At 64.9% G+C, this 25,107-nt stretch carries 24 protein-coding genes and 1 tRNA gene; 16 read left to right on the top strand and 9 right to left on the bottom strand.

What is annotated here, in order from left to right; translation table 11 throughout:
- Window positions 1–43 precede the first annotated feature (43 nt).
- From hemC to BEK68_RS10545, 3 genes are read left to right on the top strand one after another with little or no spacing between them, the layout of a single operon-like run.
- Window positions 44–1,060, top strand: a complete 1,017-nt coding sequence (gene hemC, locus BEK68_RS10555; protein WP_009241246.1) for a hydroxymethylbilane synthase — start codon at window positions 44–46, stop codon at window positions 1,058–1,060.
- 15 nt (window positions 1,061–1,075) lie between these two features.
- Window positions 1,076–3,184 (top strand): fused uroporphyrinogen-III synthase HemD/membrane protein HemX, encoded by a 2,109-nt coding sequence (gene hemDX, locus BEK68_RS10550; RefSeq protein ID WP_009241245.1) that lies wholly within the window; start codon window positions 1,076–1,078, stop codon window positions 3,182–3,184.
- Between the two features lie 2 nt (window positions 3,185–3,186).
- On the top strand, window positions 3,187–4,380 hold the full coding sequence (locus BEK68_RS10545) for a heme biosynthesis protein HemY (RefSeq protein ID WP_009241244.1): 1,194 nt from the start codon (window positions 3,187–3,189) through the stop codon (window positions 4,378–4,380).
- Between the two features lie 47 nt (window positions 4,381–4,427).
- Here BEK68_RS10545 and BEK68_RS10540 read toward each other — a convergent pair whose 3' ends face one another.
- The 3 genes from BEK68_RS10540 to BEK68_RS10530 all read right to left on the bottom strand — a co-directional run bounded on the left by BEK68_RS10540 (window position 4,428) and on the right by BEK68_RS10530 (window position 8,120).
- Entirely contained in the window at window positions 4,428–5,762 is a 1,335-nt protein-coding gene (locus BEK68_RS10540; protein ID WP_009241243.1) for an MFS transporter, read from the bottom strand.
- A 122-nt stretch (window positions 5,763–5,884) separates the two neighbouring features.
- The gene (locus tag BEK68_RS10535) at window positions 5,885–6,643 is read right to left on the bottom strand and encodes an SDR family oxidoreductase (RefSeq protein ID WP_004636373.1); all 759 of its coding nucleotides are present in this window, start codon (window positions 6,641–6,643) and stop codon (window positions 5,885–5,887) included.
- 40 nt (window positions 6,644–6,683) lie between these two features.
- Window positions 6,684–8,120 carry an aldehyde dehydrogenase family protein gene (locus BEK68_RS10530; RefSeq protein ID WP_009241242.1) on the bottom strand — a complete coding sequence of 479 codons (1,437 nt, stop codon included), beginning with the start codon at window positions 8,118–8,120 and terminating at the stop codon, window positions 6,684–6,686.
- Window positions 8,121–8,289: 169 nt separating this feature from the next.
- Here BEK68_RS10530 and ppa point away from each other — a divergent pair, with 169 nt between their 5' ends.
- Window positions 8,290–8,817, top strand: a complete 528-nt coding sequence (gene ppa / locus BEK68_RS10525; protein ID WP_009241241.1) for an inorganic diphosphatase — start codon at window positions 8,290–8,292, stop codon at window positions 8,815–8,817.
- Between the two features lie 301 nt (window positions 8,818–9,118).
- The gene (locus BEK68_RS10520; protein WP_009277435.1) at window positions 9,119–9,325 is read left to right on the top strand and encodes a hypothetical protein; all 207 of its coding nucleotides are present in this window, start codon (window positions 9,119–9,121) and stop codon (window positions 9,323–9,325) included.
- A gap of 65 nt (window positions 9,326–9,390) precedes the next feature.
- On the opposite strand, the gene BEK68_RS10515 is transcribed toward BEK68_RS10520, so the two are convergent.
- Complete coding sequence (locus tag BEK68_RS10515) at window positions 9,391–10,623, bottom strand: GNAT family N-acetyltransferase (protein ID WP_009241240.1); 1,233 nt, start codon at window positions 10,621–10,623, stop codon at window positions 9,391–9,393.
- A 55-nt stretch (window positions 10,624–10,678) separates the two neighbouring features.
- On the opposite strand from BEK68_RS10515, the gene BEK68_RS10510 reads away from it, so the two are divergent.
- From BEK68_RS10510 to BEK68_RS10500, 3 genes are read left to right on the top strand one after another with little or no spacing between them, the layout of a single operon-like run.
- Window positions 10,679–12,316 carry an NAD+ synthase gene (locus BEK68_RS10510; RefSeq protein WP_009241239.1) on the top strand — a complete coding sequence of 546 codons (1,638 nt, stop codon included), beginning with the start codon at window positions 10,679–10,681 and terminating at the stop codon, window positions 12,314–12,316.
- A gap of 9 nt (window positions 12,317–12,325) precedes the next feature.
- Window positions 12,326–12,952: a class I SAM-dependent methyltransferase gene (locus BEK68_RS10505; RefSeq protein WP_004631294.1), complete on the top strand. Its 627-nt coding sequence runs from the start codon at window positions 12,326–12,328 to the stop codon at window positions 12,950–12,952.
- A gap of 14 nt (window positions 12,953–12,966) precedes the next feature.
- Complete coding sequence (locus tag BEK68_RS10500) at window positions 12,967–13,305, top strand: P-II family nitrogen regulator (RefSeq protein ID WP_004631293.1); 339 nt, start codon at window positions 12,967–12,969, stop codon at window positions 13,303–13,305.
- Between the two features lie 44 nt (window positions 13,306–13,349).
- Here the strand turns inward: BEK68_RS10500 and BEK68_RS10495 are convergent, their stop codons facing one another.
- From BEK68_RS10495 to trxB, 3 genes are all read right to left on the bottom strand, one after another.
- Complete coding sequence (locus tag BEK68_RS10495) at window positions 13,350–13,973, bottom strand: trimeric intracellular cation channel family protein (protein ID WP_004631292.1); 624 nt, start codon at window positions 13,971–13,973, stop codon at window positions 13,350–13,352.
- 45 nt (window positions 13,974–14,018) lie between these two features.
- Complete coding sequence (locus BEK68_RS10490; protein WP_004631291.1) at window positions 14,019–14,684, bottom strand: Smr/MutS family protein; 666 nt, start codon at window positions 14,682–14,684, stop codon at window positions 14,019–14,021.
- Between the two features lie 129 nt (window positions 14,685–14,813).
- Entirely contained in the window at window positions 14,814–15,770 is a 957-nt protein-coding gene (trxB, locus tag BEK68_RS10485; RefSeq protein ID WP_004631290.1) for a thioredoxin-disulfide reductase, read from the bottom strand.
- Window positions 15,771–15,979: 209 nt separating this feature from the next.
- Between trxB and BEK68_RS10480 the strand changes: the two genes are divergently transcribed.
- The 3 genes from BEK68_RS10480 to BEK68_RS10470 all read left to right on the top strand — a co-directional run bounded on the left by BEK68_RS10480 (window position 15,980) and on the right by BEK68_RS10470 (window position 19,543).
- Window positions 15,980–18,325: a DNA translocase FtsK gene (locus BEK68_RS10480; protein ID WP_009241238.1), complete on the top strand. Its 2,346-nt coding sequence runs from the start codon at window positions 15,980–15,982 to the stop codon at window positions 18,323–18,325.
- A 109-nt stretch (window positions 18,326–18,434) separates the two neighbouring features.
- Window positions 18,435–19,082: an outer membrane lipoprotein chaperone LolA gene (gene lolA, locus BEK68_RS10475; protein ID WP_004631288.1), complete on the top strand. Its 648-nt coding sequence runs from the start codon at window positions 18,435–18,437 to the stop codon at window positions 19,080–19,082.
- Between the two features lie 35 nt (window positions 19,083–19,117).
- Window positions 19,118–19,543, top strand: coding sequence for a hypothetical protein (locus BEK68_RS10470; RefSeq protein ID WP_004631287.1), 426 nt, complete (start codon window positions 19,118–19,120; stop codon window positions 19,541–19,543).
- A gap of 17 nt (window positions 19,544–19,560) precedes the next feature.
- Here the strand turns inward: BEK68_RS10470 and BEK68_RS10465 are convergent, their stop codons facing one another.
- Entirely contained in the window at window positions 19,561–20,469 is a 909-nt protein-coding gene (locus BEK68_RS10465; RefSeq protein ID WP_009241237.1) for a LysR family transcriptional regulator, read from the bottom strand.
- 26 nt (window positions 20,470–20,495) lie between these two features.
- Between BEK68_RS10465 and BEK68_RS10460 the strand changes: the two genes are divergently transcribed.
- From BEK68_RS10460 to BEK68_RS10450, 3 genes are all read left to right on the top strand, one after another.
- Window positions 20,496–21,803: a replication-associated recombination protein A gene (locus BEK68_RS10460; protein ID WP_009241236.1), complete on the top strand. Its 1,308-nt coding sequence runs from the start codon at window positions 20,496–20,498 to the stop codon at window positions 21,801–21,803.
- Window positions 21,804–21,883: 80 nt separating this feature from the next.
- A complete protein-coding gene (gene serS, locus BEK68_RS10455; RefSeq protein WP_009241235.1) occupies window positions 21,884–23,200 on the top strand; it encodes a serine--tRNA ligase in 1,317 nt (438 codons plus the stop codon).
- A gap of 82 nt (window positions 23,201–23,282) precedes the next feature.
- Window positions 23,283–23,372 (top strand) — tRNA-Ser (locus BEK68_RS10450).
- 303 nt (window positions 23,373–23,675) lie between these two features.
- Here BEK68_RS10450 and BEK68_RS25740 read toward each other — a convergent pair.
- Complete coding sequence (locus tag BEK68_RS25740; protein ID WP_004631266.1) at window positions 23,676–23,831, bottom strand: hypothetical protein; 156 nt, start codon at window positions 23,829–23,831, stop codon at window positions 23,676–23,678.
- Window positions 23,832–23,944: 113 nt separating this feature from the next.
- On the opposite strand from BEK68_RS25740, the gene BEK68_RS10445 reads away from it, so the two are divergent.
- Together BEK68_RS10445 and BEK68_RS10440 are read left to right on the top strand one after the other, a co-directional pair.
- Entirely contained in the window at window positions 23,945–24,340 is a 396-nt protein-coding gene (locus BEK68_RS10445; protein WP_004631264.1) for a c-type cytochrome, read from the top strand.
- A gap of 97 nt (window positions 24,341–24,437) precedes the next feature.
- Window positions 24,438–25,046 carry a twin-arginine translocation signal domain-containing protein gene (locus BEK68_RS10440; protein WP_009241234.1) on the top strand — a complete coding sequence of 203 codons (609 nt, stop codon included), beginning with the start codon at window positions 24,438–24,440 and terminating at the stop codon, window positions 25,044–25,046.
- Window positions 25,047–25,107: the final 61 nt, after the last annotated feature.

The raw sequence follows: 25,107 nt of genomic DNA, 5'->3' as shown, positions 1-25,107 counted from the left end.
ATAGCCGGACTGTCGCGAAAATGCTGCGTGCTACCATTGCCGCATGTCTTCCAACGCCCGCCCGACTTCCCGTCAATCCCAGCTTGCAACGACTCCTGCAGCCCAGGCGCCGACCAAGCTGGTCATTGCCTCGCGCGAGAGCCGGCTAGCCCTCTGGCAAGCCGAACACGTGCGTGCTGCATTGCAAAAATACTATCCCGCGTGCGACGTGTCCATCCTTGGAATGACCACGCGCGGCGACCAGATTCTCGACCGCTCCCTCGCGAAGGTGGGGGGCAAGGGTTTGTTCGTGAAGGAACTGGAAGTCGCGCTGGCCGAGGGGCGCGCAGATCTCGCCGTACATTCGCTCAAGGATGTGCCGATGGAATTGCCGGAAGGCTTTGCGCTGTCGGCCATCCTCGAACGCGAAGACCCGCGCGACGCCTTTATTTCCAACGACTACGCTGATCTGGCCTCGCTGCCTGCCGGCGCCGTGGTGGGCACGTCGAGCCTGCGCCGCGAGGCCTCGTTGAGGGCTCGGTTTCCGCATCTGGTGATCCAGCCGCTGCGGGGCAACCTCGATACGCGCCTCGGCAAGCTCGATCGCGGCGACTACGCTGCCATCATCCTGGCCGCTGCGGGGCTCAAGCGGCTGGGGTTGGTCGATCGCATTCGCTCGACCATCGCGCCGGAAGAATCGCTACCGGCAGCCGGGCAAGGTGCGCTCGGCATCGAAATTCGCGCCGATCGCGCAGACGTGCGAGCCTGCCTCGCGCCCCTGCACGATGAGCCCACTGCACTGGCCGTGACGGCTGAACGCGCTGTTTCGCGCATTCTCGGCGGTTCGTGCCAGGTGCCACTCGCCTCGTTCGCGCAGTGGTCGGACGGCGGCACGCTGCGCCTGCGCGCCTTTGTTGCTTCGCAGGACGGCACCCGCAAACTCGCCGCGGATGGCGAAGCCACGCCATCTACGCTGGCCGAAGCCGACGCACTGGGCGTGCGCGTCGCCCAGCAGATGCTGGCCGGCGGCGCACGCGACATCCTTGCCATGCTGGGCGCCGACGCCCCACCCGCTACCTGAATCCCACGGCTCGCCATGGACGACCACTTGCCACCGCGCTTGTCACCATCGTCGCCCGCTTCCAGCACGCCGCCTGTTCAATCGGCAACCCCGCCCGTGGTGGTGGTCACGCGTCCGCGCGCACAGGCGCCCATGCTGGTGGCGGCGCTTGAGCGCCACGGCCTGCGCACGCACCAGTTTCCGCTGCTCGACATTGCGCCGACGCCCAATCTCGACGACTTGCGTGCCGCGCTGGGCGATCCGTCGCGCTATGCGCTGGTCGTGTTCGTCAGCCCCAACGCCGTGCAGCAGGCATTTTCCGCCATGCCGGAAGGCTTCCGCTGGCCGCAGGAAGTACCGGTGGCAGTAGTGGGGCCCGCGAGCGCACAGGCGCTTGCCACGCACGGGGTCGCGCCGCCCGCGCACCGTGTGATCAAGCCCGACACGCATGCCGACGACGCCCGCCAGGATTCCGAGGCGCTCTACGCGCGGCTGGATGTGCCCTCGCTGAGCGGCCGTGAAGTGCTGATCGTGCGCGGCAACGGTGGCCGTGAGTGGCTGGCCGATCAGCTGCGCGAAGCCGGTGCATCGGTCCGTACGGCGGAAGCCTATCGCCGCAGCGTACCGGTGCCCGATGCCGCTGCGTGGCTTGCGTTGCGTGCCGTGCTTTCGTCCCGCCACGCCTGGACGCTCACCAGCTCCGAGGCCGTCCGCAATCTTGATGAGCTGGCCCGCGCCAATCTGTCGCCCGCTGATCTCGATACGCTGCACGGCGCGCCATGCTTTGCTTCGCACGCCCGCATCGTCGAACAGGCCGAATCGCTGGGTTTCCGCGATGTGACGCTGACCGGCGCCGGCGACGACCGGCTCCTCGCCAGCGTGCTCGCCTGGGCCGGGCCGATATGGGCTCCCGAGCATGCCCCAGCAACGGTGCCGGATGATTCAAACCCGTCTACTTCTTCTTCCACTGTGACGCAGACTCCCGTTCCCTCGTCCGCTCCCGCTTCAACGCCAGCGCCCGCAGCCGTCAAGCCGAGTCCTGCGCCTGCTGCTCCGCCGGCTGCGTTTGCGCCCACCATGACGGTCAACCATGCGCCGCGCCGTGGCGGTTGGCTCATCTGGGTGGCGCTGGTCGCGGTCGTGGCGGCAGTGGCCGCGCTACAGGTGCGCAACGAACGCCTTGCACGCGAGATCCGTCAGCGCGCCCAAACGAATGAGGCGCTGGCGCAGGAGATGCGCGTGCTCTCGCGGGCCGATCAGGATTCGGTTTCCCAGCTGCAGCAGAAGTTTGGCGCGCTGGATGCCCGCACCGCTGAAACGCGCGATCGCCAGGCAGCGCTGGAGCAGGCCAATCAAGACCTCCTGCGCAACCGCGATGACTGGCAGCGCGCCGAGATCCAGCGTTCGCTGGAAGTGACCGCTGAACAACTGCAACTGACCGGCAACGTCGCGGGTGCATTGGCTGCGCTGCAAACGATCGACGCGCGCCTGGCCACGCTCGACAAGCCGCAGTTCAACGCCGTGCGTCGGGCGGTATCGCGCGACATGGCCAAGCTCAAGGCGATGCCGTCGTTTGATCTGGCCGGTGCTGCGCTGCGGTTGGATGACGCCATCAACGCGGTCGATACGCTGCCGCTCGTCTCGTCGGCCCAGCCGCTGGAGGCGGAACAGGCTGCGCAGGCGCCGCATACTGTGGCGAAACCCTCGAAGAATGCCAAGGCACACGCTGCGTCGGCGCCCGTTGCCTCGACGCCGCCAAACGCCGGATGGTCGGCAGGCGTGCGCGCTTGGTGGGGCCGCCTGTGGAACGACGTGCGCGGCGAACTCGGCCAGATCGTACAGGTGCGCCGCGTCGATCAGACCGAGGCACTGCTGCTGTCTTCCGACCAAGCGTGGTTCCTGCGCGAAAACCTCAAGCTGCGCCTGATGAATGCGCGCCTGGCGTTGCTCTCGCGCAATGAAGCCGTGTTCCGCGCCGATCTGGGGCGCGCTGATACGCTGCTCGCGCGCTACTTTGATACGCAGTCTTCGCGCGTGACCACAGTGCAGAATCAACTGTCGCAGGCGCGCGCGACGGTTGGCACGCTGCAGGTTCCAACGCTAGCTGACAGCCTTGCCGCCGTGCGCGGTTCGGGCAAGGAGTGAGCATGCGCTGGGTATTCTGGGTCGCGCTCCTGTTTGCCGCCGCCGTGGGGCTGGCGCTGTTTACCGAACTCAATCTGAGCAACGTCGTGCTGTTCTACCCGCCGTACCGGGTGGAGATGTCGCTCAACTTCGTGCTGGCTGCGCTGCTGGCGACGTTCGTGGTGCTGCATCTCGTGATGCGCCTTTTCCACCATGTGGCGGGTATGCCGGCGCGTGCAGCGGCGTATCGCGAGCGCAACCGCATCCTGAAGGCATCGGCGGCGCTGCGTGAAGCAATGGAAAGCCTGTTTGCCGGCCGCTTCGGCCATGCGGAGCGCCAGGCGCGAGAAGCCCAGGCGTGGGAGCCTCAGCGCGAGACGGCCGCGCTGATCGGTGCCCGTGCCGCGCACCGCATGCAGGAGACCGAGCGCCGCGACGCGTGGATGGCCGAAGTGTCCTCGCCCGATCGTGAGCAGGCGAAGCTTGTGTCGATGGCCGAACTGCTGGTTGACGCTCGCGATGCGGAAGGCGCGCTCGAGAAGATCGCGCAACTGCAATCGCAGGGGGCGCGGCAGATTCAGGCGCAACGCATTGCCTTGCGTGCTCACCAGCATCTGAAGAACTGGAGCGAGGTGCTGCGCCTGACGCGTGCACTGGAAAAGCGCAACGCCATCCATTCCGTGCTGGCCGCACGACTCAAGCAGATGGCCTGTGAAACGCTGCTGGCCGAGCGCCGCCACGATGCCGATGCCCTGAACGGCTTCTGGCGCGAGTTGACCACGGAAGAACGCCGTTCGCCGCGCATCGCTTCGCAGGCGGCGCTGTACTTCGCGCAACTCGGTCGCACCGATGATGCCAAGCGCATCGTCGAAGAGGGCCTGAAGACCCATTGGGATGGCCGCCTGATCCGCCGCTATGCCGATTGCGCAGTGCCGGGCAAGGCGCTGCCGCTGATCCAGCAAGCAGAGAAATGGCTCGCCCAGCATCCGGTGGATGCCGAACTGTTCTACACGCTTGGCATGCTGTGCTTCAAGGAGCAGCTCTGGGGCAAGGCGCAGTCGAACCTGGAGTCGGCACTGAAATATGCCGATGCCGATCACTCCGGCAGCCTGCGCGCCCATGCGCATCTGGCGCTTGCACAGATGTTCGAGCAGACGGAGCGCATGGAAGACGCCCAGCGCCACTATCGGCAAAGCGCATTGCTTGCCGTGAAATGAGAAAAGACCGGGATCATCCCGGCCTTTTTTCTTGCTGGTGACGGCGCCTATTTGTTCACCATCCGTGCTGGTACGGAAAGCGTGAGGATCGCACCCAGCACCATCGACGTGGCCAGCATGTACATGCCCGAATCGGTGCTCTGCGTGGCGTCTTTCAGCCAGCCGACGGCGTAGGGGCTCAGGAAGCCCGCGAGGTTGCCCAGCGAATTGATGAGCGCAATGCCGGCGGCGGCACCGGTGCCGGCCAGGAACGCAGTCGGCAGGCTCCAGAACAGCGGTAACGTGGTCAGGATGCCCATGGTGCCGAGCGTGAGTGCGGCCATGGCCAGCATGGTGTCGGTGTGCCAGACGGCTGACAGTACGAGCCCGACCGCGCCCACCACTGCGGGAATCGCGATGTGCCAGCGGCGCTCGCGCAGGCGATCGGCGCTGCGTGCCACCAGGACCATCGCGACGACTGCTGCGCCGTACGGAATCGCCGTCAGCAGGCCGACCGAGAACGGATCGGCCACGCCGGTCTGCTTGATCAGCGTCGGCAGCCAGAAGCTCACGCCATACAGGCCCATCACGAAGGTGAAGTAGATCAGGCTCATCAGCCATACGCGCGGGCTGGCCATGACGGTGCGGATGGGCGGGTCTTCCTTCTCGGCGTCTTCCGCGGCGATGTTGCGCGCGAGCAGCGCCTTCTCTTCGTCAGTCAGCCACTTCGCGTGGCTGATGCGGTCGTCCAGATACGCCAGCACGACGATGCCGACGATGATCGACGGAATGCCTTCGATCAGGAACATCCACTGCCAGCCGGCCAGGCCGTAGACGCCGGCAAACGCCTTCATCGCCCAGCCCGAGATGGGGCCGCCGATCACGCCCGACAGCGCAATTGCCGTCATGAAGAAGGTGGTGGTGCGCCCGCGCCGCTGCGCCGGATACCAATACGTGAGGTACAGGATGATCCCCGGGAAGAAGCCGGCTTCTGCCAGCCCCAGCAGGAAGCGCATCACGTAGAACATGGCCGGCGTGGTCACGAACATCATGGCCGCCGAGATGATGCCCCACGAGATCATGATCCGCGCGATCCAGATGCGTGCGCCCACGCGGTGCAGGATCACGTTGCTCGGCACTTCAAAGAGGAAGTAACCGATGAAGAAGATGCCGGCGCCGAGCCCGTAGATGGTCTCGCTGAACTTGAGGTCGTTGAGCATCTGCAGCTTGGCAAAGCCCACGTTGACGCGATCGAGATACGCGACCACGTAGCACAGCAGCAGGAACGGAACCAGGCGCCACGTCACTTTGCGGTAGGTGGCTTCTTCAAATGCACTTGCGGACTGGGGTGGCAGCGTGCCTGCGCCGCCGACCGGTGAGGTGGGTGGGGTGGTGGTGGCCATCGGGTCTCCAGAGTTATTGTGAGTTCAGGCCGAGTGCTCCTCGTTACCTACCTCGGCCTGGAAAACCGCCACAGCATTCTGCGCTTCTCGGACGGGCGCGCCAAGACGCCCGCCGGCAGGGTTTATACGCAGCGCCCGCCGTCCACCTCCAGGCACGCGCCGGTAATGAACTCGGCTTCGTCCGACGCCAAGTACAGGCATGCGTTGGCCACATCCTGCGGCGTGGAGAGCCGCCCCATCGGGATCGTCGCCAGGAAGCGCGCGCGGTTCTCGGGGGTGTCGGGTACGCCCATGAACTGCTCAATGAGGCCCGTGGCACCCATTACCGGGTTCACGCAGTTCACGCGGATCTTGTCGGGGCCCAGCTCGGCCGCCATCGCCTTGCTGGCTGTGATGACGGCGCCCTTGCTGGCGTTGTACCAGACGAGCCCGGGCCGCGGCCGGATGCCAGCGGTGGACGCCACATTGACGAACACGCCGCCGCCGCGCTCCCGGAAGTGCGGGACGATGTGATGTGCCGTCCAGTAAATGCTCTTCACGTTGACAGCCATCACGCGGTCGAACTCGTCTTCGGTGATCTGCAGCAACGGCTTGTTCTTATGCGTGGTGCCGGCATTGTTCACGACGATGTGCAGATCGCCATAGCGCGCCAGCGTGGCGCCCAGCAGCTTGGCGACGGAATCGCCATTGGAGACGTCAGCCTGCACGAAATGCGCATCGCCGCCGGCCACGCGAATGGCGCTGGCTACACGCTCACCGGCCTCCGCATTCAAGTCGTTGACGACGACGCGTGCGCCTTCGCGGGCAAAGGTGTTGGCGATACCCTCGCCAAAGCCTGAACCCGCGCCCGTGACGATGGCAATCTTGCCGGCAAGCCGCATGGTGTCTCCTCGTGTTGTGGGTGGAATGTTGCGTTGTGCCTTAGCCGTGGCGGATGGCGATGGTCTTGAGCGTGGTAAAGCCGTAGAGCGCTTCGAAGCCCTTTTCGCGCCCGTGCCCCGAGTGGCCCGTTCCGCCGAAGGGCAGTTCAACGCCGCCGCCCGCGCCGTAATTGTTGATGAAGACCTGGCCGGCCCTGAGCTTGCGCGCAAGGCGCATCTGGCGGCCACCGTCGTTTGTCCATACGCCGGCCACCAGGCCGTACGGTGTGCCGTTGGCCAGGGCCAGCGCTTCGGCTTCGGTGTCGAACGGCATGGCGGCCAGCAGCGGACCGAACACTTCCTGCTGGGCGAGGCGGTGCGTGTGGGGTACATCCCGCAGCAGCATTGGCGCCTGGTAATAGCCGGTCTCGGGCGCCTCAGGCACCACCTGGCCCTGCGCCATCACCGGAATGTTGGCGTGCTGCGCATCCGAGACGAAATCCCACACGCGCTGCTGCTGCTTGGGGTTGATGAGCGGGCCGCAATCCAGATCCAGCGACGACGGGCCGACCCTGATCGATTCGAACACCATGGCGAGCCGGTCCAGCATTGCCTCGTAGATGCTGCGCTCGATCAGTACGCGGCTGCCTGCAGAGCAGGTCTGGCCGGCGTTCTGGATGATGCCGTTCACCACGGCCGGAATGGCCGCTTCCAGATCGGCATCGGCAAACACGATCTGCGGAGATTTGCCGCCCAGTTCCAGCGTGACGGGCACGTGGTTTTCGGCGGCCGCTCGCACAATGGCCTTGCCCGTTTCCGGCGACCCCGTGAACGACACATGGTTGATCCCGGGGTGCGCCGCCAGAGCCGCGCCGGCTTCGTGGCCATAGCCGGTCACGATGTTGAGTGCGCCATCGGGCAGGCCGGCCTCGGCGGCCAGCTCCGCCACGCGCAGGACCGACAGGCACGCGTCTTCCGCCGGCTTGACCACGCACGCGTTGCCGGCCGCCAATGCGGCGCCCACGCTGCGCCCGAAGATCTGCATCGGGTAATTCCACGGGATGATGTGCGCGGTCACGCCATGCGGCTCGCGCACGGTCAGCACGGTGGTATCGGCCGGGTAGGGGATGGTCTGCCCGTGGAGCTTGTCGGCGGCGCCGGCGTAGAACTCGAAGTAGCGGGCGACGGCGCGGGCATCGGCGCGCGCCTGGCGCATGGGCTTGCCGGTGTCGCGGGCTTCCAGGCGGGCGAGTTCTTCCTCGTGATCGGCCAGGCGCAGGGCTACGCGCATCAGCACACGGCCGCGCTCGGCCGGCGCCAGTTGACCCCACACGCCTTCGAACGCCCGCCGCGCGGCATGCACTGCCACGTTGATGTCGGTGGCGTTGCCGCGCGCAATCTCGGCAAAGGATTGGCCGTCGGACGGATCGAACACCTTGATGCGCAGCCCCGAATCGGGCGACATCAGACGGTTGGCGATGAAGTGCTGGGCATGCATGGGGGGTTCCTGCAAAAGATCGGCAACGCCCGATTTTCGCACGGGTGCGGCCGGGGTAGGGCAAGCGTCCGAGTGTGAGGGGCTATAATGCCCGCCGACAGTTTTTCACGCTTCTTTCCAACCATTTGCGTCGCGTTTTTACGCACTTCGCGCATTCCGGAGCATTTCCATGAGCTTCAACAACGTCTCGCCGGGCAAGGACATCCCCAACGATTTCAACGTCATCATCGAGATCCCGGCGCAGAGCGACCCGGTCAAGTACGAAGCCGACAAGGAAACCGGCCTGCTGTTCGTAGACCGCTTCGTTGGCACCGGCATGCGCTACCCGGCCAACTACGGCTTCATCCCGCAGACGCTCTCGGGCGACGGTGACCCGGTCGACGTGCTGGTCGTCACGCCGTTCCCGCTCATCCACGGTTGCGTGGTGCGCTGCCGTGCCCTGGGCATGCTGAAGATGACGGATGAATCCGGTGTGGACGCCAAGCTGGTTGCCGTGCCTGTCAACAAGCTGAGCCCGGCGACGGCCCACGTGACCGACCTGTCGGACATCGGCCAGAACCTGCTGGACCAGATCAAGCACTTCTTCGAGCACTACAAGGCGCTGGAAGCCGGCAAGTGGGTCAAGGTCGAAGGCTGGGGCGGTATTGAAGAAGCCCACAAGGAAATCGCCGACGGCGTTGCCAACTATAAGAAGTAAGCTGTTTCAGGATTTTGCCGTACGGCATGTCTGACAAATCCCGGCCTCCGGATGGAGTGCCGGGATTTTTTCTTTGCAAAGCCGTCATCGATGTAACGCACGGAGATTCGTCGACTCGCATCGGGGCGCCATCTGCGGCCGGGTGGGCCCGTTGTATGCGTTCCATGATATTTTTCACGCATAGCGCATACTTACCGCCCGGTAGTTCTGCTACACAGAGATTTAAGAAACGCTCATTTGCCCACCGGAAACGACCCCTCTAGACTCCCGGGCAAGTTTGACTCCAACCCCCGGTACTGCGATGTTGAACAAGACCGTTGTCGTTCCCGTGCTCTCCGCCGTGGCCATGGCCGCATTCACCGCGTGGGCGCTGCTGGTTGGGCCACCGGACGCAGCCCACGCTGGCGAGCGTGCCGTCGCATCGCCCTCCATGGCTGTTCCCTCCATGGCGGTTGATTCGAACGCCGCACACTGCGTGATCGCCCAGCAGAAACCTGCCGAGCACTAAGCTGCACCTTCGCGTCCGCCGTTCGTGCGGACGCTGTCTTTCCCGCCTCCGCTGTTTTCCCGCTGCTAATCCGATCCCGGCCGCTGCCTGAACGGGGAGCGGTCCGTCAGTTCGTCCAGATACGCTTCCATGCCGGCCGTTTCGCGGTCGAGGAACCTGCCCACGGCATCGGCAAATGCGGGGTGCGCCAGCCAGTGTGCCGACAGCGTCGCCACGGGCTCGAAGCCGCGCGCCATCTTGTGTTCGCCTTGCGCTCCGCCTTCGAACGTGCGGATGCCGTGCGCGATGCAGTACGTCAACGGCTGGTAATACGCCGTCTCAAAGTGCAGGCAGGGGTGATGCTCGATCGCGCCCCAGTAGCGGCCGTACATGACGGACGCCTCGGGGCGCATGTCGATCACCAGCAGCGCGCTGGCGATGTCATTGCCATCACGCGAGGCAATCACCAGCAGGAGGTTTTCCGGCATCGTCTGCCCGATCTGGCGGAAGAACTCCAGGTTTAGATACGGTGACGAGTGATGCTCGCGGTAGGTGGTGCGATAGCAGCGGTGGAAGAAGCGCCAGTCCGCGTCCGTCGCGGCTGCGCCGGGCACGTGGCGGAACGTGATACCGGCGTCGTGCACGCGGCGGCGCTCGGCGCGGATATTTTTGCGCTTCTTCTGTTCCAGCGCGCCCAGAAAATCGTCGAAGCTTGCAAAGCCCGGATTGCACCAGTGGAACTGCACCCCTTGCCGCAGCAGCATGCCTGCGGCGTGCAGTTGCTCGGCTTCGTCGGCAGTGGGAAACAGCACATGCAGCGATGACAACGCGCTCTGGCGCGCAACTGCCAGCAACGTTTCGACCAGCGCTGCGCGCGCAGCCGCATCCCGCGCCAGCAGCCGCGCGCCCTGCACCGGCGTAAAAGGGATGGCCGACAGCCATTTCGGGTAGTACTCGAGCCCGTGCTGCGCGTACGCATTGGCCCAGGCCCAGTCGAAGACGTACTCGCCATAGGAGTGACCTTTCACATACAGCGGCACAGCGGCGGCGAGCACTTCACCGTCGGGGCCGTCTTGCCACAGTGTCAGGTATTGCGGCGACCAGCCGGTGTCGGGCGACGCGCTGCCGCTCGCATGCAGGGCGTGCAGGAAATCGAAGCGCAGAAAAGGCGTTGCCTCGGGCTGCAGGGCGAGCAGGGCATCCCAGGCATCGCGGCCGATGTCACGCAGATCGGTCACAAGTCGCGTGCGATAATCGGTCAATTCGTGTCGCGAACCAGCGCGCGCTTGAGGCTCGGGAGCAAGGGGGCGAGAGGTCATGCCGCCGATTCTAATTCGAGCTTCGGATGCCGCGCTTGCAATCCACATTGCCCCCATGACCGTCTCTGTCGCTCTCGCCCAGATCAACTGCACCGTCGGCGATTTCGCCGGCAATGCTGCCCGCATTGTCGCCGCCGCGCGCGAAGCGCACCAGGCTGGTGCGCGCATCCTGCTCACGCCGGAACTGTCGCTCACGGGCTATCCGCCCGAAGACCTGCTGCTGCGCCCGGCGTTCATCGACGCCAGCGCACGCGCGCTCGATGCGCTCATCGCCGAGCTGGCGGCATTCCCGGGCTTGCACGTGCTGATCGGGCACCCACAACTCTCGCTGGAAGCCCCAGCGCCCGGCGTGCTGCCCAAGCCCACCAATAGCGCCACAGTGGCCCTTGACGGCCGTGTGGTCGGCCGGTACGACAAGCTTGAACTGCCCAACAACGAGGTCTTTGACGAGAAGCGCTACTTTCAGCCCGGCACCGAGCCCTTTGTGTTCGAAGTGGACGGCACGCGCTTCGGCGTCATCATCTGCGAAGACGCCTGGTACGCCACGGCCACGGCCTATGCCAAGGCCGCCGGCGCGCAGGTTGTGTTGATCCCCAACGCCTCGCCGTACCACCTCGACAAGGAAGACCTGCGCGAGCGGATCATCGGTGCCCGTGTGAAGGAATCGGGATTGCCGCATGTGTATGCAAACCTCGTCGGCGGGCAGGATGAACTCGTGTTCGACGGGGGCTCGTTCGTGCTCGATGCCGAAGGCAACGTCGTCTTGCGGATGGGGCAGTTTGTCGAGGGCGTGGGCTACGTGCAGTTCGACGGCGGACGCGCGCTGCCGGGCACGATCGTCCCGGAGCCTCCGCTGGAAGCCCAGGTATACGAAGCGCTCAAGCTGGGCGTGCGCGACTACCTCGGCAAGAATGGCTTCCCGGGCGCAATCATCGGCTTGTCGGGTGGCGTCGATTCAGCGTTGGTGCTGGCGATTGCCGTCGACGCGCTGGGCGCGGATCGCGTGCGCGCGGTCATGATGCCCTCGCGTTACACGGCAGATATCTCGTGGGTGGATGCGCGCGACATGGCGGCCCGGCTGGGCGTGCAGTACGACGAAATCGCCATCAGCCCGATGTTCGACGCATTCAAGGGTGCCTTGGCGGAGGAGTTCCGCGGGCTGCCCGAAGATGCGACGGAAGAGAACATCCAGGCGCGCATTCGCGGCACGCTGCTGATGGCACTGTCCAACAAGAGCGGCCGGATCGTGCTGACGACCGGCAACAAGAGTGAAATAGCGGTCGGCTACTGCACGCTGTACGGCGACATGGCCGGCGGTTTTGCCGTGATCAAGGATATCTTCAAGACGCTGGTCTACCGACTGTGCCGCTACCGCAATTCGTTGTCGGAGGTGATTCCGGAGCGCATCTTGACCCGCGCACCATCGGCCGAGCTGCGCGAGAACCAGACCGACCAGGACAGCCTGCCCGAATACGATGCGCTCGACGCCATCGTGCAGCGCTACATGGAGCAGAACCAGCCGGTGGCCGACATCATCGCGGCCGGGTTTGCCGAGGCCGACGTGCAGAAGATCGTGCGCCTCATCAAGATCAATGAATACAAGCGGCGTCAGGCGCCGGTGGGCATCCGCGTGACGCCGCGGGCGTTCGGGCGCGACTGGCGGTATCCGATTACGTCGCGCTTCAAAGAGTAAGCCCCCGGCATGCTCGATTACTACGCCAAGCGCGCCCCTGAATATGAGCGCATCTATACGAAGCCCGAGCGGCAGGGCGATTTGGCGCGGTTGAAGGCGCGCGTGCATGATCTGACGCGCGGCGCGCGGGTGCTGGATCTCGCGTGCGGCACCGGTTTCTGGGCCGAGCCGATGACCGATGCGCGCAGCATCGTCTGCGCGGATTACAACGACACCGTGCTGCGCGTTGCGCGTGGCAAAGGCATCGCCGGGGCGTCGTTTGTGCGCGCGGACAACGATGCGCTGCCGTTCGCGCCCGGCACGTTTGACGTGATGACGGCGGGCTGCTGGTGGTCGCATGTGCCGCTGCAGCATTTGCGCCAGCACGTCGAACGGCTGCATCGCGCGCTGGGGCCCGGCGTGCGTGTGCTGTGGTTCGACAACCTGTATGTGTTTGGCTCCAGCACGCCCATTGCCTACAGCGACCAACATGGCAACACGTGGCAGCGCCGCCCCTTGCGCGATGGCAGCGAACATGATGTGCTGAAGAACTTTCCCGACGATCCGACGCTGCTGCAAACGGTGGCCGGCATCGCCCAGGATGTGCGCATTAACCGGCTCCAGTATTATTGGACGCTTGAATACTTCACCAACTAGTGAGCGAGACACCCATGAAACAGATCACCGCCATCATCAAGCCCTTCAAACTGGACGAAGTGCGCGAGTCGCTCGCCGACGTGGGGGTGACCGGCCTGACCGTCACTGAGGTCAAGGGTTTCGGCCGCCAGAAGGGGCACACCGAGCTGTATCGCGGTGCGGAATACGTGGTCGACTTCTTGCCGAAGATCAAGATCGAGGTGGTGGTGGCCGAAAGCCAGGTCGAAAACGTGATCGACACGATCGTCAAGGCAGCAAAGACCGGCAAGATCGGCGACGGCAAGATCTTCGTGATGCCGGTGGAGCAGGTGATCCGCATCCGCACCGGTGAGAAGGACGAAGCAGCGGTCTGAAGCCGCTGCCCGTGGCCGGCGCGCTCGCGCCGGTCAGCGCCTGATCAACGCGGCAGGGTGATGTTCCAGCGCAGCGTCACCAGCCGGCCGATCACGATCGCCAGCGTGGCGATCACCACGGACACGCTTGGCAGCAGGTCCGTCTGCGTCAGCCCGACGTAGAGGAAGCACCCGAGAAACGCGCACGTTGCGTACGGGTGATTGTCCCGCAGCAGCATGGGGACTTCATTGCAGACCACATCGCGCAGCAGGCCGCCAAAGGCCGCCGTGATCACGCCCATCATCACCGACACAAAGATCGGCACGCCCGCATCAAGCGCCAGTTGCGTGCCGAGCACACCAAAGAGCCCCATGCCGATGGCGTCGGCCACGATCAGCACGCGATCGGACACCAGCTGGCTCACCAGCCGGATCACCCAGTTGGCGAACAGGCTCATCACGAACAGCGCGAGCAGGTATTGCTCGTGCTCGATCCAGTAGAAGGGCCGCCGATCCAGCAGTAGATCGCGCAGCGTGCCGCCGCCAAACGCGGTCAGGAACGCGACGATGAACGCGCCCACGGCATCGAGCCGGCGCCGTTTGGCTTCGGCCAGTCCCGAGATGGCAAACGAGAAGACCGCGAGGATCTCCACCCAGTGCATCACCAACTGCAGGCGGGTCACGTGCATGTGCGTGTTGTTCTTGTTGTGAGCAGGTGTAAGGAGGGCTGCGCGTCAGGAGCCGTACGGCTGGCGCAGCAGCACCAGCACCGCGCCCGCGCCGCCCGCCGTGTTGCGCGGCTCGACGAAGGCGATCACCTCTTCCTTCTGCACCAGCCACGAGCGTACCTTGCCCTTGAGCACCGGCGTTTTGTCGGGCGAGCCGAGTCCCTTGCCGTGGATCACGCGCACACAGCGGATGCCACGCTGCACGGCACGGCGCAGGAAGGCGGCCAGCGCCTCGCGGGCTTCTTCGCGGCGCATGCCGTGCAGGTCGATCTGGTCTTGCGTAGCCCACTCGCCGCGGCGCAGCTTTTTGAGCACGTCGTCGCCAATGCCGGGGCGCCGGTAGGACAGCGTGTCGTCGGTCTCGAGTAAGTTGTCCACGTCGAATTCATCCGACAGGGAATCGCGCAGCACGGTCTGCTCTTCGGCGCGCGAGTGCACGGGTTCGGGCGCGGGCGGATTGCGCGGATGTTCGACGCGCTTGTTCTGGCGCAGCGCGCTGACCTCGCCGATGCTGGCACGGAACACGTTGGCTTCTTCGGCCGCCTTGCGTGCGGCGGCTTCGGCGCGCTGGCGTTCGGCTTCGCGTGCTTGCGTCTCATGCTTGAGCTGGTCACGCAGGCCGGCCAGATCGGTCAGGCTGAGCTTGTTGGCGGGGGAAGGGGCGCGTTTCATGGTGAAGGCAGGCGAGCACACCGGGGTGGGGCGTGTGTCGATTATACGAAGGTGCCGCACATGGCAACGCGGCCGATGGTCACCCATCGGCCGCGTTGTTTGCGCCCGGGAAACCCGGGGCGGTGCAGCTTATTCCAGGCTTTCCAGGTAGCGCTGGGCGTCCAGTGCTGCCATGCATCCCGTGCCGGCGCTGGTGATGGCCTGGCGGTAGATGTGGTCCTGCACGTCGCCGGCGGCGAAAACGCCCGGGATGTTGGTGGCCGTGGCCATGCCGTCCAGGCCGCTCTTCGTGCGGATATAGCCCGTGTCGTTCATGTCGAGCTGGCCGCGGAAGATGTCGGTGTTCGGCTTGTGGCCGATGGCGATGAACACGCCCGCCAGCTTGATCTCTTCGGTCTTGCCTTCGTTCTCGTGCGTGCCTTTCAGGCGGGCGCCCGTCACGCCGGATTCATCGCCCAGGATTTCATCGAGCACCATGTTGGTCTTGATCTCGATCTTGCCTTTCTTCTCCTGCTCATGCAGTCGGTCGATCAGGATCGGTTCGGCGCGGAACTTGTCGCGGCGGTGGATGAGCGTGACCTTGCTGGCGATGTTGGCCAGGTAAAGCGCTTCTTCCACGGCGGTGTTGCCGCCGCCCACCACGGCCACTTCCTGGCCCTTGTAGAAGAAGCCGTCGCACGTGGCGCATGCAGACACGCCGCGGCCCGCAAAGGCTTCTTCCGACGGCAGGCCCAGGTATTGGGCCGAAGCGCCGGTGGAGACGATCAGCGCGTCGCAGGTGTATTCGCCAGAATCGCCCACCAGGCGGATCGGCTTTTCCTTCAGATGCGCGGTGTGGATGTGGTCGAACAGCACTTCGGTCTTGAAACGCTCAGCGTGCTCCAGGAAGCGCTGCATCAACTCGGGGCCCTGCAGGTGTTCCTTGTCAGCGGGCCAGTTTTCCACGTCGGTGGTGGTCATGAGCTGGCCGCCCTGCGCCAGGCCGGTGACCAGCACCGGGTTCAGGTTGGCCCGGGCAGCGTAAATCGCGGCCGTGTAGCCGGCGGGGCCGGAGCCAAGGATCAGCACTTTTGCGTGTTTTGCCATGATGCGTTCTGAGTGTGCGCGGCACGAGGGGTGGAGCGCCGCCGTGCAGGCTAGGTGAGGGTGATGGGCGCCATTATAAAGTGGCACCCCCTCGTCCGCCCGGTTGTAAATTCCAATGGCGGTGATAGGGCCGCGTTACAATCGTTGGCATCGTATTTGTGCTGTCCCAAGCCGCGCGGCCTCGTCCAAGCGGCGCACCCGTCTCCCGCATGGCTCGAGCTTCCACCACTCCGACAACCCGCACCGATCCGTCCGCACTGCCGTCCCGCATTGGGCGGCTGCTGGGGGAGGTCCGCTGGTTCCTGTTGCTGGCGGTGACCATCGCCTTCCTGATCATTCTCCTGTCATACAACCGCGCCGATCCCGGTTTCACCCACGCCAGCCAGGTCGACGAAATCCGCAACCTGGGCGGCCGCGTGGGCGCGTGGCTGGCCGATCTGCTGCTGTTTGTCTTTGGCGCGTCCGCCTACTGGTGGGCGGTGCTGCTCGTGCGCAAGGTCTGGCGCGGCTGGCGCGAGCTGATGTCGGACGAACGCCTGCCGCGCACCTCCATGCCGCGCGTTGATGCCAGTGTCACGTGGATCGGCTTTGCGCTCATCCTGGCTTCCAGCATGGGTTTGGAAGCCATCCGCATGTACTCGCTGCACATGAAGCTGCCGCGTGCGCCGGGCGGCGTGCTGGGCGATGTGATCGGCGGGGCGATGCAGCATTCGCTGGGCTTTACCGGCGGCACGCTGGCGCTGCTGTTTACGTTCCTGGTCGGGCTGTCGCTGTTCTTCCATTTCTCGTGGCTGAACCTGGCCGAGCAGATCGGCGCCGGCGTCGAGATGCTGTTCGTCGGCTTCAAGACGCGCCGCGAGAGCAAACAGGACCGCGCCATCGGCGAGGCGGCCAAGGTCGAGCGCGAGGAAGTGGTCGAAACCCGCCGCGTGCGCATTGAAGAATCGCCGCCGGTGCAGATCGTGCGCCCGACCGCCGTGGTCAAGAGCGAGCGCGTGGAGCGCGAGAAGCAGCAGCCGCTGTTTGTCGACATGCACGATTCCGACCTGCCCCCGCTCGCGCTGCTCGATCCGATTCCGCCGGTTGTGGAAACCGTGAGCGCCGAGACGCTGGAATTCACCTCGCGCCTGATCGAGAAGAAGCTCAAGGATTTCGGCGTGGAAGTGCAGGTGGTGGCGGCCTATCCGGGCCCGGTCATCACGCGCTACGAAATCGAGCCCGCCACGGGCGTCAAGGGCAGCCAGATCGTCAACCTGGCGAAGGACCTGGCGCGTTCGCTGTCGTTGGTGTCGATCCGCGTGGTGGAGACAATTCCAGGCAAGAACTGCATGGGCCTGGAGCTGCCGAACCCGAAGCGCCAAGCGGTGCGCCTGTCGGAGATTCTCGGCTCGCAGGTCTACAACGAGAGCGCATCGCAGCTCACGCTGGCGCTGGGCAAGGATATTGCCGGCAAGCCGGTCGTGGCCGACCTGGCCAAGATGCCGCACTGCATGGTGGCTGGTACCACGGGCTCAGGTAAGTCGGTCGGGATCAACGCGATGATCCTGTCGCTGCTGTACAAGGCGAAGGCCGACGCGGTGCGCCTGATTCTGATCGACCCGAAGATGCTGGAACTGAGCATCTACGAAGGCATTCCCCATCTGCTGTGCCCAGTCGTGACGGACATGCGCCAAGCCGGTCACGCGCTCAACTGGGCTGTGGGCGAGATGGAGCGCCGCTACAAGCTCATGAGCAAGATGGGCGTGCGAAACCTGGCCGGCTTCAACAAGAAGATCGAAGAAGCCGCTGCGCGCGAAGAAAAGATTCCCAACCCGTTCAGCCTGACGCCTGACGCGCCGGAGCCGCTCGACAAGCTGCCGATGATTGTCATCGTGATCGACGAACTGGCCGACCTGATGATGGTGGTCGGCAAGAAGGTCGAAGAGCTGATCGCGCGGATTGCGCAGAAGGCGCGTGCCGCCGGTATCCACCTCGTGCTGGCAACGCAGCGTCCGTCGGTGGACGTGATTACGGGCCTGATCAAGGCCAACGTGCCGACGCGGATCGCGTTCCAGGTCAGCAGCAAGATCGACTCGCGCACCATCCTTGACCAGCAGGGCGCCGAAGCGCTGCTGGGCATGGGCGACATGCTGTATCTCGCGCCGGGCACCGGCTTGCCAGTGCGCGTGCACGGCGCGTTCGTGTCGGACGAGGAAGTCCACCGCATCGTCGATAACCTGAAGGCGCAAGGCGAGCCGAACTACATCGAAGGCATTCTCGAAGGCGGTGTGGCCGATGGCGAGGGCGGTGGCGATGGCTCTGGTGGCGGTGCTGGCCTTGTGGGTGCGGGCGGCGGCGAGGCCGATCCACTGTACGACCAGGCTGTCGATGTGGTGCTCAAGAATCGCCGCGCGTCGATCTCGCTGGTGCAGCGTCACCTGCGCATCGGCTACAACCGCGCCGCACGCCTGCTCGAAGACATGGAAAAGGCGGGGCTCGTGTCCGCCATGTCGGGCAACGGCAACCGTGAAATCCTGGCGCCCAACCGCAACGGCAACGTCGTCGAAGAGGAATGACGCTGCCCGCGCGCTGCGCGCATTTGCCGTTACATCGCGTTACCGCACGGGCGGAATGTTCCGTCGCTGCCGGCCACTAACAACAAGATCAACTGAAACCGGGATTCCTATGTTTGTGTTGAACGCGCGTCACCTGATGGCCGCCGGGCTGGTCTCTCTGGCGGCATGGTCTGCCGGCGCCTATGCAGGTGCGGTCGAACAGCTCAACGCCTTTGTGAGCAACGTCAGCACTGCGCGCGGCGAGTTCGTGCAACGGCAGGTGAAGGGCGGCACCAACGGCAGCCCGCTGCGCGTGGCCGGGACGTCCAACGGCGATTTTGTCTTCTCGCGCCCGGGCCGCTTCGTCTGGCGCTATGTGAAGCCGTACGAACAGCAGCTCTCGGCCGACGGCCAGATGCTGTACATCTTCGACAAGGACCTGAACCAGATCACGGAGCGCAAGCTTGATGCGTCGCTGGGCTCCAGCCCCGCTGCCATCCTGTTTGGCAGCAATGATCTGGCCAAAAACTTCACGCTTAAGGAAGGCGGCACCAAGGACGGCATCGACTGGGTCGAACTCACCCCCAAGGCAAAGGACACCCAGTTCCAGCGCATCGCCATCGGTTTTCGCAGCGGCGAGCTGCAGGGGATGGAGCTGCGCGACGCCTTCGGGAACACCACCTTGCTGACGTTCTCGAACATCCAGAAGAATCCGCAACTGCCGGCCAACGTGTTCCGCTTTACGCCGCCCAAAGGGGCCGACGTCATCAAGCAATGACGCGTGCAGGCCGGTTTTCGACCAGGAGACCGACCATGCCTTTGCCGTTCACCACGTCGCTGCACCGAGCAGCCGCTGTTGCCGTCGCTGCGTCAGCGGCGGCCGTCTTTGCGGGATGTGCCTCCACCGGTGCGTCCCGTTTTGACGTCGATTCCTTCCTCACCGCGCCAGACACGGTGCTGGCCGAGGCCTTGGTCAACAAGGATTTCCTGCACGCGACCGAGCTGCCCAGCGCCGAGTGCAGCGCATTGGTGAAGGGCCACGCCGGGCAGGTCGTGCCGATCCAGGCGCCGGCCGATCCGCGCCTGCCCGAGGCTTCGGCGCGTCAGCCGTTCGTGATTCAGCCGCCGGCCAGCGAGAACGTGTGGCTGCTGCTGCGTGCGTCCAACGGCGCGCAATCGTGTCACGGGCCGCTGCCCGCCAAGGCGTTCATGGGGCTGGTACAGCGGGCATCGAACTGACGGATTGCCCCGCCTTTTCAGGCGTGGGCCGCTTTCATGTCAGCGATGAAGGCGGCCAGCAGATCATTGCGCCGGGCGTCGCGGCGCACCGCCATGTCGAACGGCACCTCGTAGCGCATGGCTGCCGGTGCCAACGGCGTCAACAGGCCCTGGGCCACATAGGGCGCCGCAAAGTGCTCCGGCAGGTAACCCAGGTGCCGGCCCGAAAGCACCAGCATTGCCACCGCTTCCATGTTGTCTGCCACCGCAGTCACCGGCCGCTCGGCCGGCGACCCCGCCGCTTCGGGCAGCGGATAGCTGCGCCACGCCCATGCGTGCGCCAGCGCCTGCGCGGGCGTCACGTCCCCAGCCTTGCGGAACAGCGGATGGCCGCGTCCCGCATACGCAAGCTGCGTCTCGTGGAAGATCGTCGTGTAGTCCAGCGCCGGCACACGGTGCCAGAAATAGCCGATCGCCATGTGGATCTTGTTGTCGAGCAGCAGTCCTTCCAGCTCCCCGGGCGGGCGCACCGAGACCATGAAATGCACGGATTCATCGCGCTCCCGAAAGCGCTCGATGGCCTGACTGATGCGCGCATTCGCGTTGATGGGCGCATGACCGATCAATCCGAGATTCAACGTGCCGACCAGAGTACGCCCCACCTTGCGGGCCTCTGCGCTGAAGACATCGAGCGCGCCCAGCAGCTTGCGTGCGGAATCGACGAAGCGTTCGCCGCGCGCGGTGAGCCGGAAGCCGCTGCGGCCGCGTTCGCATAGGCGGTAGCCCAGGCGGGTTTCGAGCGTGGACAGCTGCGTGCTGATGGTGGATTGGCCGGAGCAGCCCGGTCGCAGAGGAGCCGGCGTTGGACGCACGCGCTGCCTGACGTTGCCGTGGGAACCGGCCGGCGGGCGGATTCTGCGACAATCCCCGCATGAACGCTTCCGCATCTCTCTTCCCGGACGCGCCCGCCCACATGCCGCTGGCCGAGCGCCTCCGCCCCCATTCCGCCGACGATGTGATCGGCCAGCAGCATCTGCTGGGGCCGGGCAAGCCGCTGCGCGTGGCCTTCGCCTCCGGCGAGCCGCATTCGATGATCCTCTGGGGCCCGCCCGGGGTGGGCAAGACCACGCTGGCGCGGCTGATGGCCAACGCGTTTGACGCGGAATTCATCGCGCTGTCCGCCGTGCTGTCTGGCGTCAAGGACATCCGCGAGGCCGTGGAGCGTGCGGAGCAGTTTCGTGCCCACGGCCGCCGCACCCTTGTGTTCGTCGACGAGGTCCATCGCTTCAACAAAAGCCAGCAGGATGCCTTCCTGCCGCACGTGGAAAGCGGGCTGTTCACCTTCATCGGCGCGACGACGGAAAATCCCTCGTTCGAGGTGAACGGCGCATTGCTCTCGCGTGCTGCGGTGTACGTGCTCAAGAGCCTGTCGGACGACGAGCTGAAGCAGCTTGCCGAACGTGCACGTCAGGAGCTGGGCGGGCTGGAGTGGACGCCCGCCGCACTCGACGCCATCGTCGCGTCGGCCGACGGCGATGGCCGCAAGCTGCTCAACAACATTGAAATTGTGGCCCGCGCCGCGCGCGCGCAAGCGGATGGCGATGCGGTGCCCGCCGTTGACGAGGCGCTGCTGGCCTCTGCGCTGTCAGAAAATCTGCGCCGCTTCGACAAGGGCGGCGACGCCTTCTACGACCAGATCAGCGCGCTGCACAAGTCCGTACGCGGCTCCGACCCGGACGGCGCGCTGTACTGGTTCTGCCGCATGCTCGATGGCGGCGCGGACCCGCGCTATCTTGCGCGCCGCATCGTACGCATGGCGTGGGAAGACATCGGCCTGGCGGACCCGCGCGCCGGGCGCATCACGCTCGACGCCGCGGAAACGTACGAACGCCTGGGCTCGCCGGAAGGGGAGCTTGCGCTGGCCCAGGCGGTGATCTACCTGGCCATCGCGCCCAAGTCGAACGCCGGCTACAACGCCTACAACGCGGCGCGGGCCTTCGTCAGCCAGGACAAGTCGCGCAACGTGCCCGTGCACCTGCGTAATGCGCCGACCAAGCTGATGAAAGAACTCGGCTACGGCCATGCCTACCGTTACGCGCATGACGAGCCCGAGGCCTACGCCGCTGGCGAAACCTACTTTCCCGACGATCTGCCCGCGCAGAACTGGTACGTGCCGACGCCGCGCGGCCTGGAAGGCAAGATTGGCGAGAAGCTGCGGCACCTGCGCGAGCTGGATGCGCAGTGGCATGCCGAGCAGGACAAATCCTCCCGCAACAAATAATCCCTACGGGCCGGTACGATAAAATCGGTCTTTTCGGTCATTCAGATCGCTCGCAATCTTCGCTTTCCTTTTTCTCCACCATGCTTGATATCCAACTGCTGCGCAAAGACATCGACGCCGTCGCCGCGCGCCTCAAAGATCGCGGCTACGTGCTCGACGTGGCCGGCTTTGCCGCGCTCGAAGCGGAACGCAAGGCCATCCAGACCCGCACCGAAGAGCTGCAGGCCCGCCGCAACAGCCTGTCCAAGCAAATCGGTGTGCTCAAGGGCAAGGGCGAGGACGCATCGGGCGTGATGGCCGAGGTGTCGGGCATCGGTGACGAGCTGAAAGCGTCTGCCGCGCAACTCGACGTGGTGCAGGCGAAGTTGCAGGACCTGATGCTGTCGATCCCGAACCTGCCGCACGAAAGCGTGCCGGCCGGCCGCGACGAGACGCAGAACGTGGAAGTGCGCCGCGAAGGCACGCCGCGCACGTTCGACTTCCCCGTGAAGGACCACGTAGACCTGGGCGCCGCGCTGGGGCTGGATTTTGACGCGGGCGCCAAACTGTCGGGCGCACGATTCACCGTCCTGAAAGGGCAGGTGGCGCGTCTGCATCGCGCACTCGCGCAGTTCATGCTCGACACGCACACGCTGGAGCACGGCTACACCGAGGCGTACGTGCCGTACATCGTCAACGCTGCTTCGATGCGTGGCACGGGCCAGTTGCCGAAGTTCGAGGAAGACCTGTTCCGCGTGCCGCGCAAGATGGGGCACAGCGCAGAAGAGGGAGACGGCGAGCGCGTCGAGAACTTCTACCTGATCCCGACCGCCGAAGTGCCGCTCACGAACCTCGTGCGCGACGAGATCGTGGCCGCCGATACGCTGCCGATGATGTTCGCGGCCCATTCACCGTGCTTCCGTTCCGAAGCCGGTTCGTACGGCAAGGACACGCGCGGCATGATCCGCCAGCACCAGTTCGACAAGGTTGAGATGGTGCAGATCGTGCAGCCTGAAACCTCGGCCGCCGCGCTGGAGGCCATGACGAACTGCGCCGAGAACATCCTGCGCAAGCTGGAACTGCCGTTCCGCACCGTCGTGCTGTGCACCGGCGACATGGGTTTCGGCAGCACCAAGACGTACGACATCGAGGTGTGGATTCCGGCGCAGAACACGTATCGCGAGATCAGCTCGTGCTCCAACATGGGCGACTTCCAGGCGCGCCGGATGCAGGCGCGCTTCCGCAACGCGCAGGGCAAGCCTGAGCTGGTGCACACGCTCAACGGCTCGGGTCTCGCCGTGGGCCGTACGCTGGTGGCCCTGCTGGAGAACTACCAGAACGCCGATGGCTCGGTCACGGTGCCGACGGCACTGCGCCCGTATCTGGGTGGCCAGGAAGTGCTGAAGCCCGCAGTTTGATCGAGTGGCGCCGGGGCCCTCTTGATCTGGCCGGAAAAATTCTGTTATAGTCGCGGTTTCGCGATTCAGCGACCCAGTTACCGGAGAGGTGGCAGAGTGGTCGAATGTACCTGACTCGAAATCAGGCGTACCGGCGACGGTACCGTGGGTTCGAATCCCACCCTCTCCGCCAGCAAGTCCAGCGCCCCGGTCAAACGGAGCCTGGTTCGAACAAAGCCCCGCCATTGGCGGGGCTTTGTCGTTTACGCGTTCTTGGCAGTACCGTTAGCCGGTTTTGCTGCCGATATCGGTAATGAGTCAGGCGGGGATGAACCCGAGCAACTGGCGTTGGGTGGCCCAATCGATGGGCAATGGCACGTGCTGCCTGAGGGCATCCGAGGTCTGGACCGGCGTGCGTTTTCTCAGTGATCCTGGGCCGCAGCCTGGCGATCACGCCCCGTTTGTCGAAACACGAGCAACGGGGCGGCGTGGGGCGTTACTGCGCAACAAACAGAATGCCATGCGGATCTTGCAGGGCGGATGCGTTGCCCGAGGTGGAACGGTCATCGCGTGCGTTGAGACACAACAGCAGCGCAAGTTCGAACTTTAGTTCAGGCCCAGCCAGCCCATACTGCGCGCACGTTTGCGTCATTCCGACTCAATTGCTTCACAAGGGTTTCCCCTGTGAATAACGGGATGTGACCCGTGCTCTCATGCTTGCTCCTATAGTCCCATCAACTCCTTCATCAGAGAGGAGCCAGATCCATGATGGAGACGACACCCTTGAATATCCCGCCCAAGTCAAGTGAGGACGCGCACATGCAGACCCTGCGCGTCCTGTTCCGCAGCGCATTGATTGGCGCTGCTCTATTGGCGGCGAGCGCGTCGCATGCTGCACTGGATGTTGGCCGGGCCAAGGCGCTGCTCTCGCAGAATGCATGCCTTGGTTGCCACGCGGTCGAATCACGCGTGGTCGGGCCCGCCTACAAAGACGTGGCGGCCAAATACAAAGGCGGGAATCCCGTTGTCCTCGGTGCGCGCATCAAGTCAGGCGGGGCAGGAAAATGGGGTGAGATTGCCATGCCGCCTCAGGCCCAGTTGTCCGATGCGGATGCCAGGATTCTGGCTGCGTGGATTTTGGCCGACTGCCCCGATCAATGAGTTTAGCGAGCTGTCTTGCTGTTCGTGGTGACATTGTGAAAACGCGCGTCAGTCCGCCGCATGGCGACAAGCGCTGAACATTCTGGAGGTTACGCCTGTGAAAGTCATTCCCATTTCACATGATCAAGAACCGGGCGCGGCAGCTTCGAAGAAGGAACTGACGCTGACACGTAGAAGCATGCTCAAAGGTACCGGCGTGCTCGTGGGCACGTTGGCCATCGGCAGCCCGCTGGCGTTGCTGGCCCCGTCTACGGTGTGGGCTGTCGAGCTCAAGGCGCTGAGCAAGGCCGAGGGCGACACGCTGCTGCAGATGGGGCGTGTGCTGTTTCCCCACGCCAAGCTGCCCGACGCCGCTTATGCACTGCTCGTGAAAGACCTGGATGCAAAAGCCGCTCAGGACGCCCAGGCGGCCACGCAGTTGCACGAAGGTATTGCCGCGCTCGATAAGCTGGCTGGCGGCAGTTTCATCAAGGCCAGCGCAAAGAGGCGCCTGGCAGCGGTCAAGGCCATGGAAGGCAAGCCCTTCTTCAACACGGTTCGAGGCCAGTGTGTGACCTCGCTCTACGACAACGAAATGGCGTTTGCCACGTTCGGCTACCCGGGATCGGCGTGGGAAAAGGGGGGCTATATCACTCGCGGCTTCCAGGATCTGAAGTGGTTGCCAGCGCCCCCGGTGGAAGCGAGTCCGCCGCCGTTTCTGGGCTGATACGCGTCGCAACAACCCTCCGCTTCAGGCCCGTTAAGCGCTCGACGCAGAGCCGAGCCCG

It is taken from the genome of Ralstonia pickettii (assembly GCF_001699815.1).
Classification (GTDB): Bacteria; Pseudomonadota; Gammaproteobacteria; order Burkholderiales; family Burkholderiaceae; genus Ralstonia; species Ralstonia thomasii.
The sequence above is the reverse complement of the archived record's forward strand: the minus strand, read 5'-3'. Positions and strand labels throughout refer to the sequence as shown.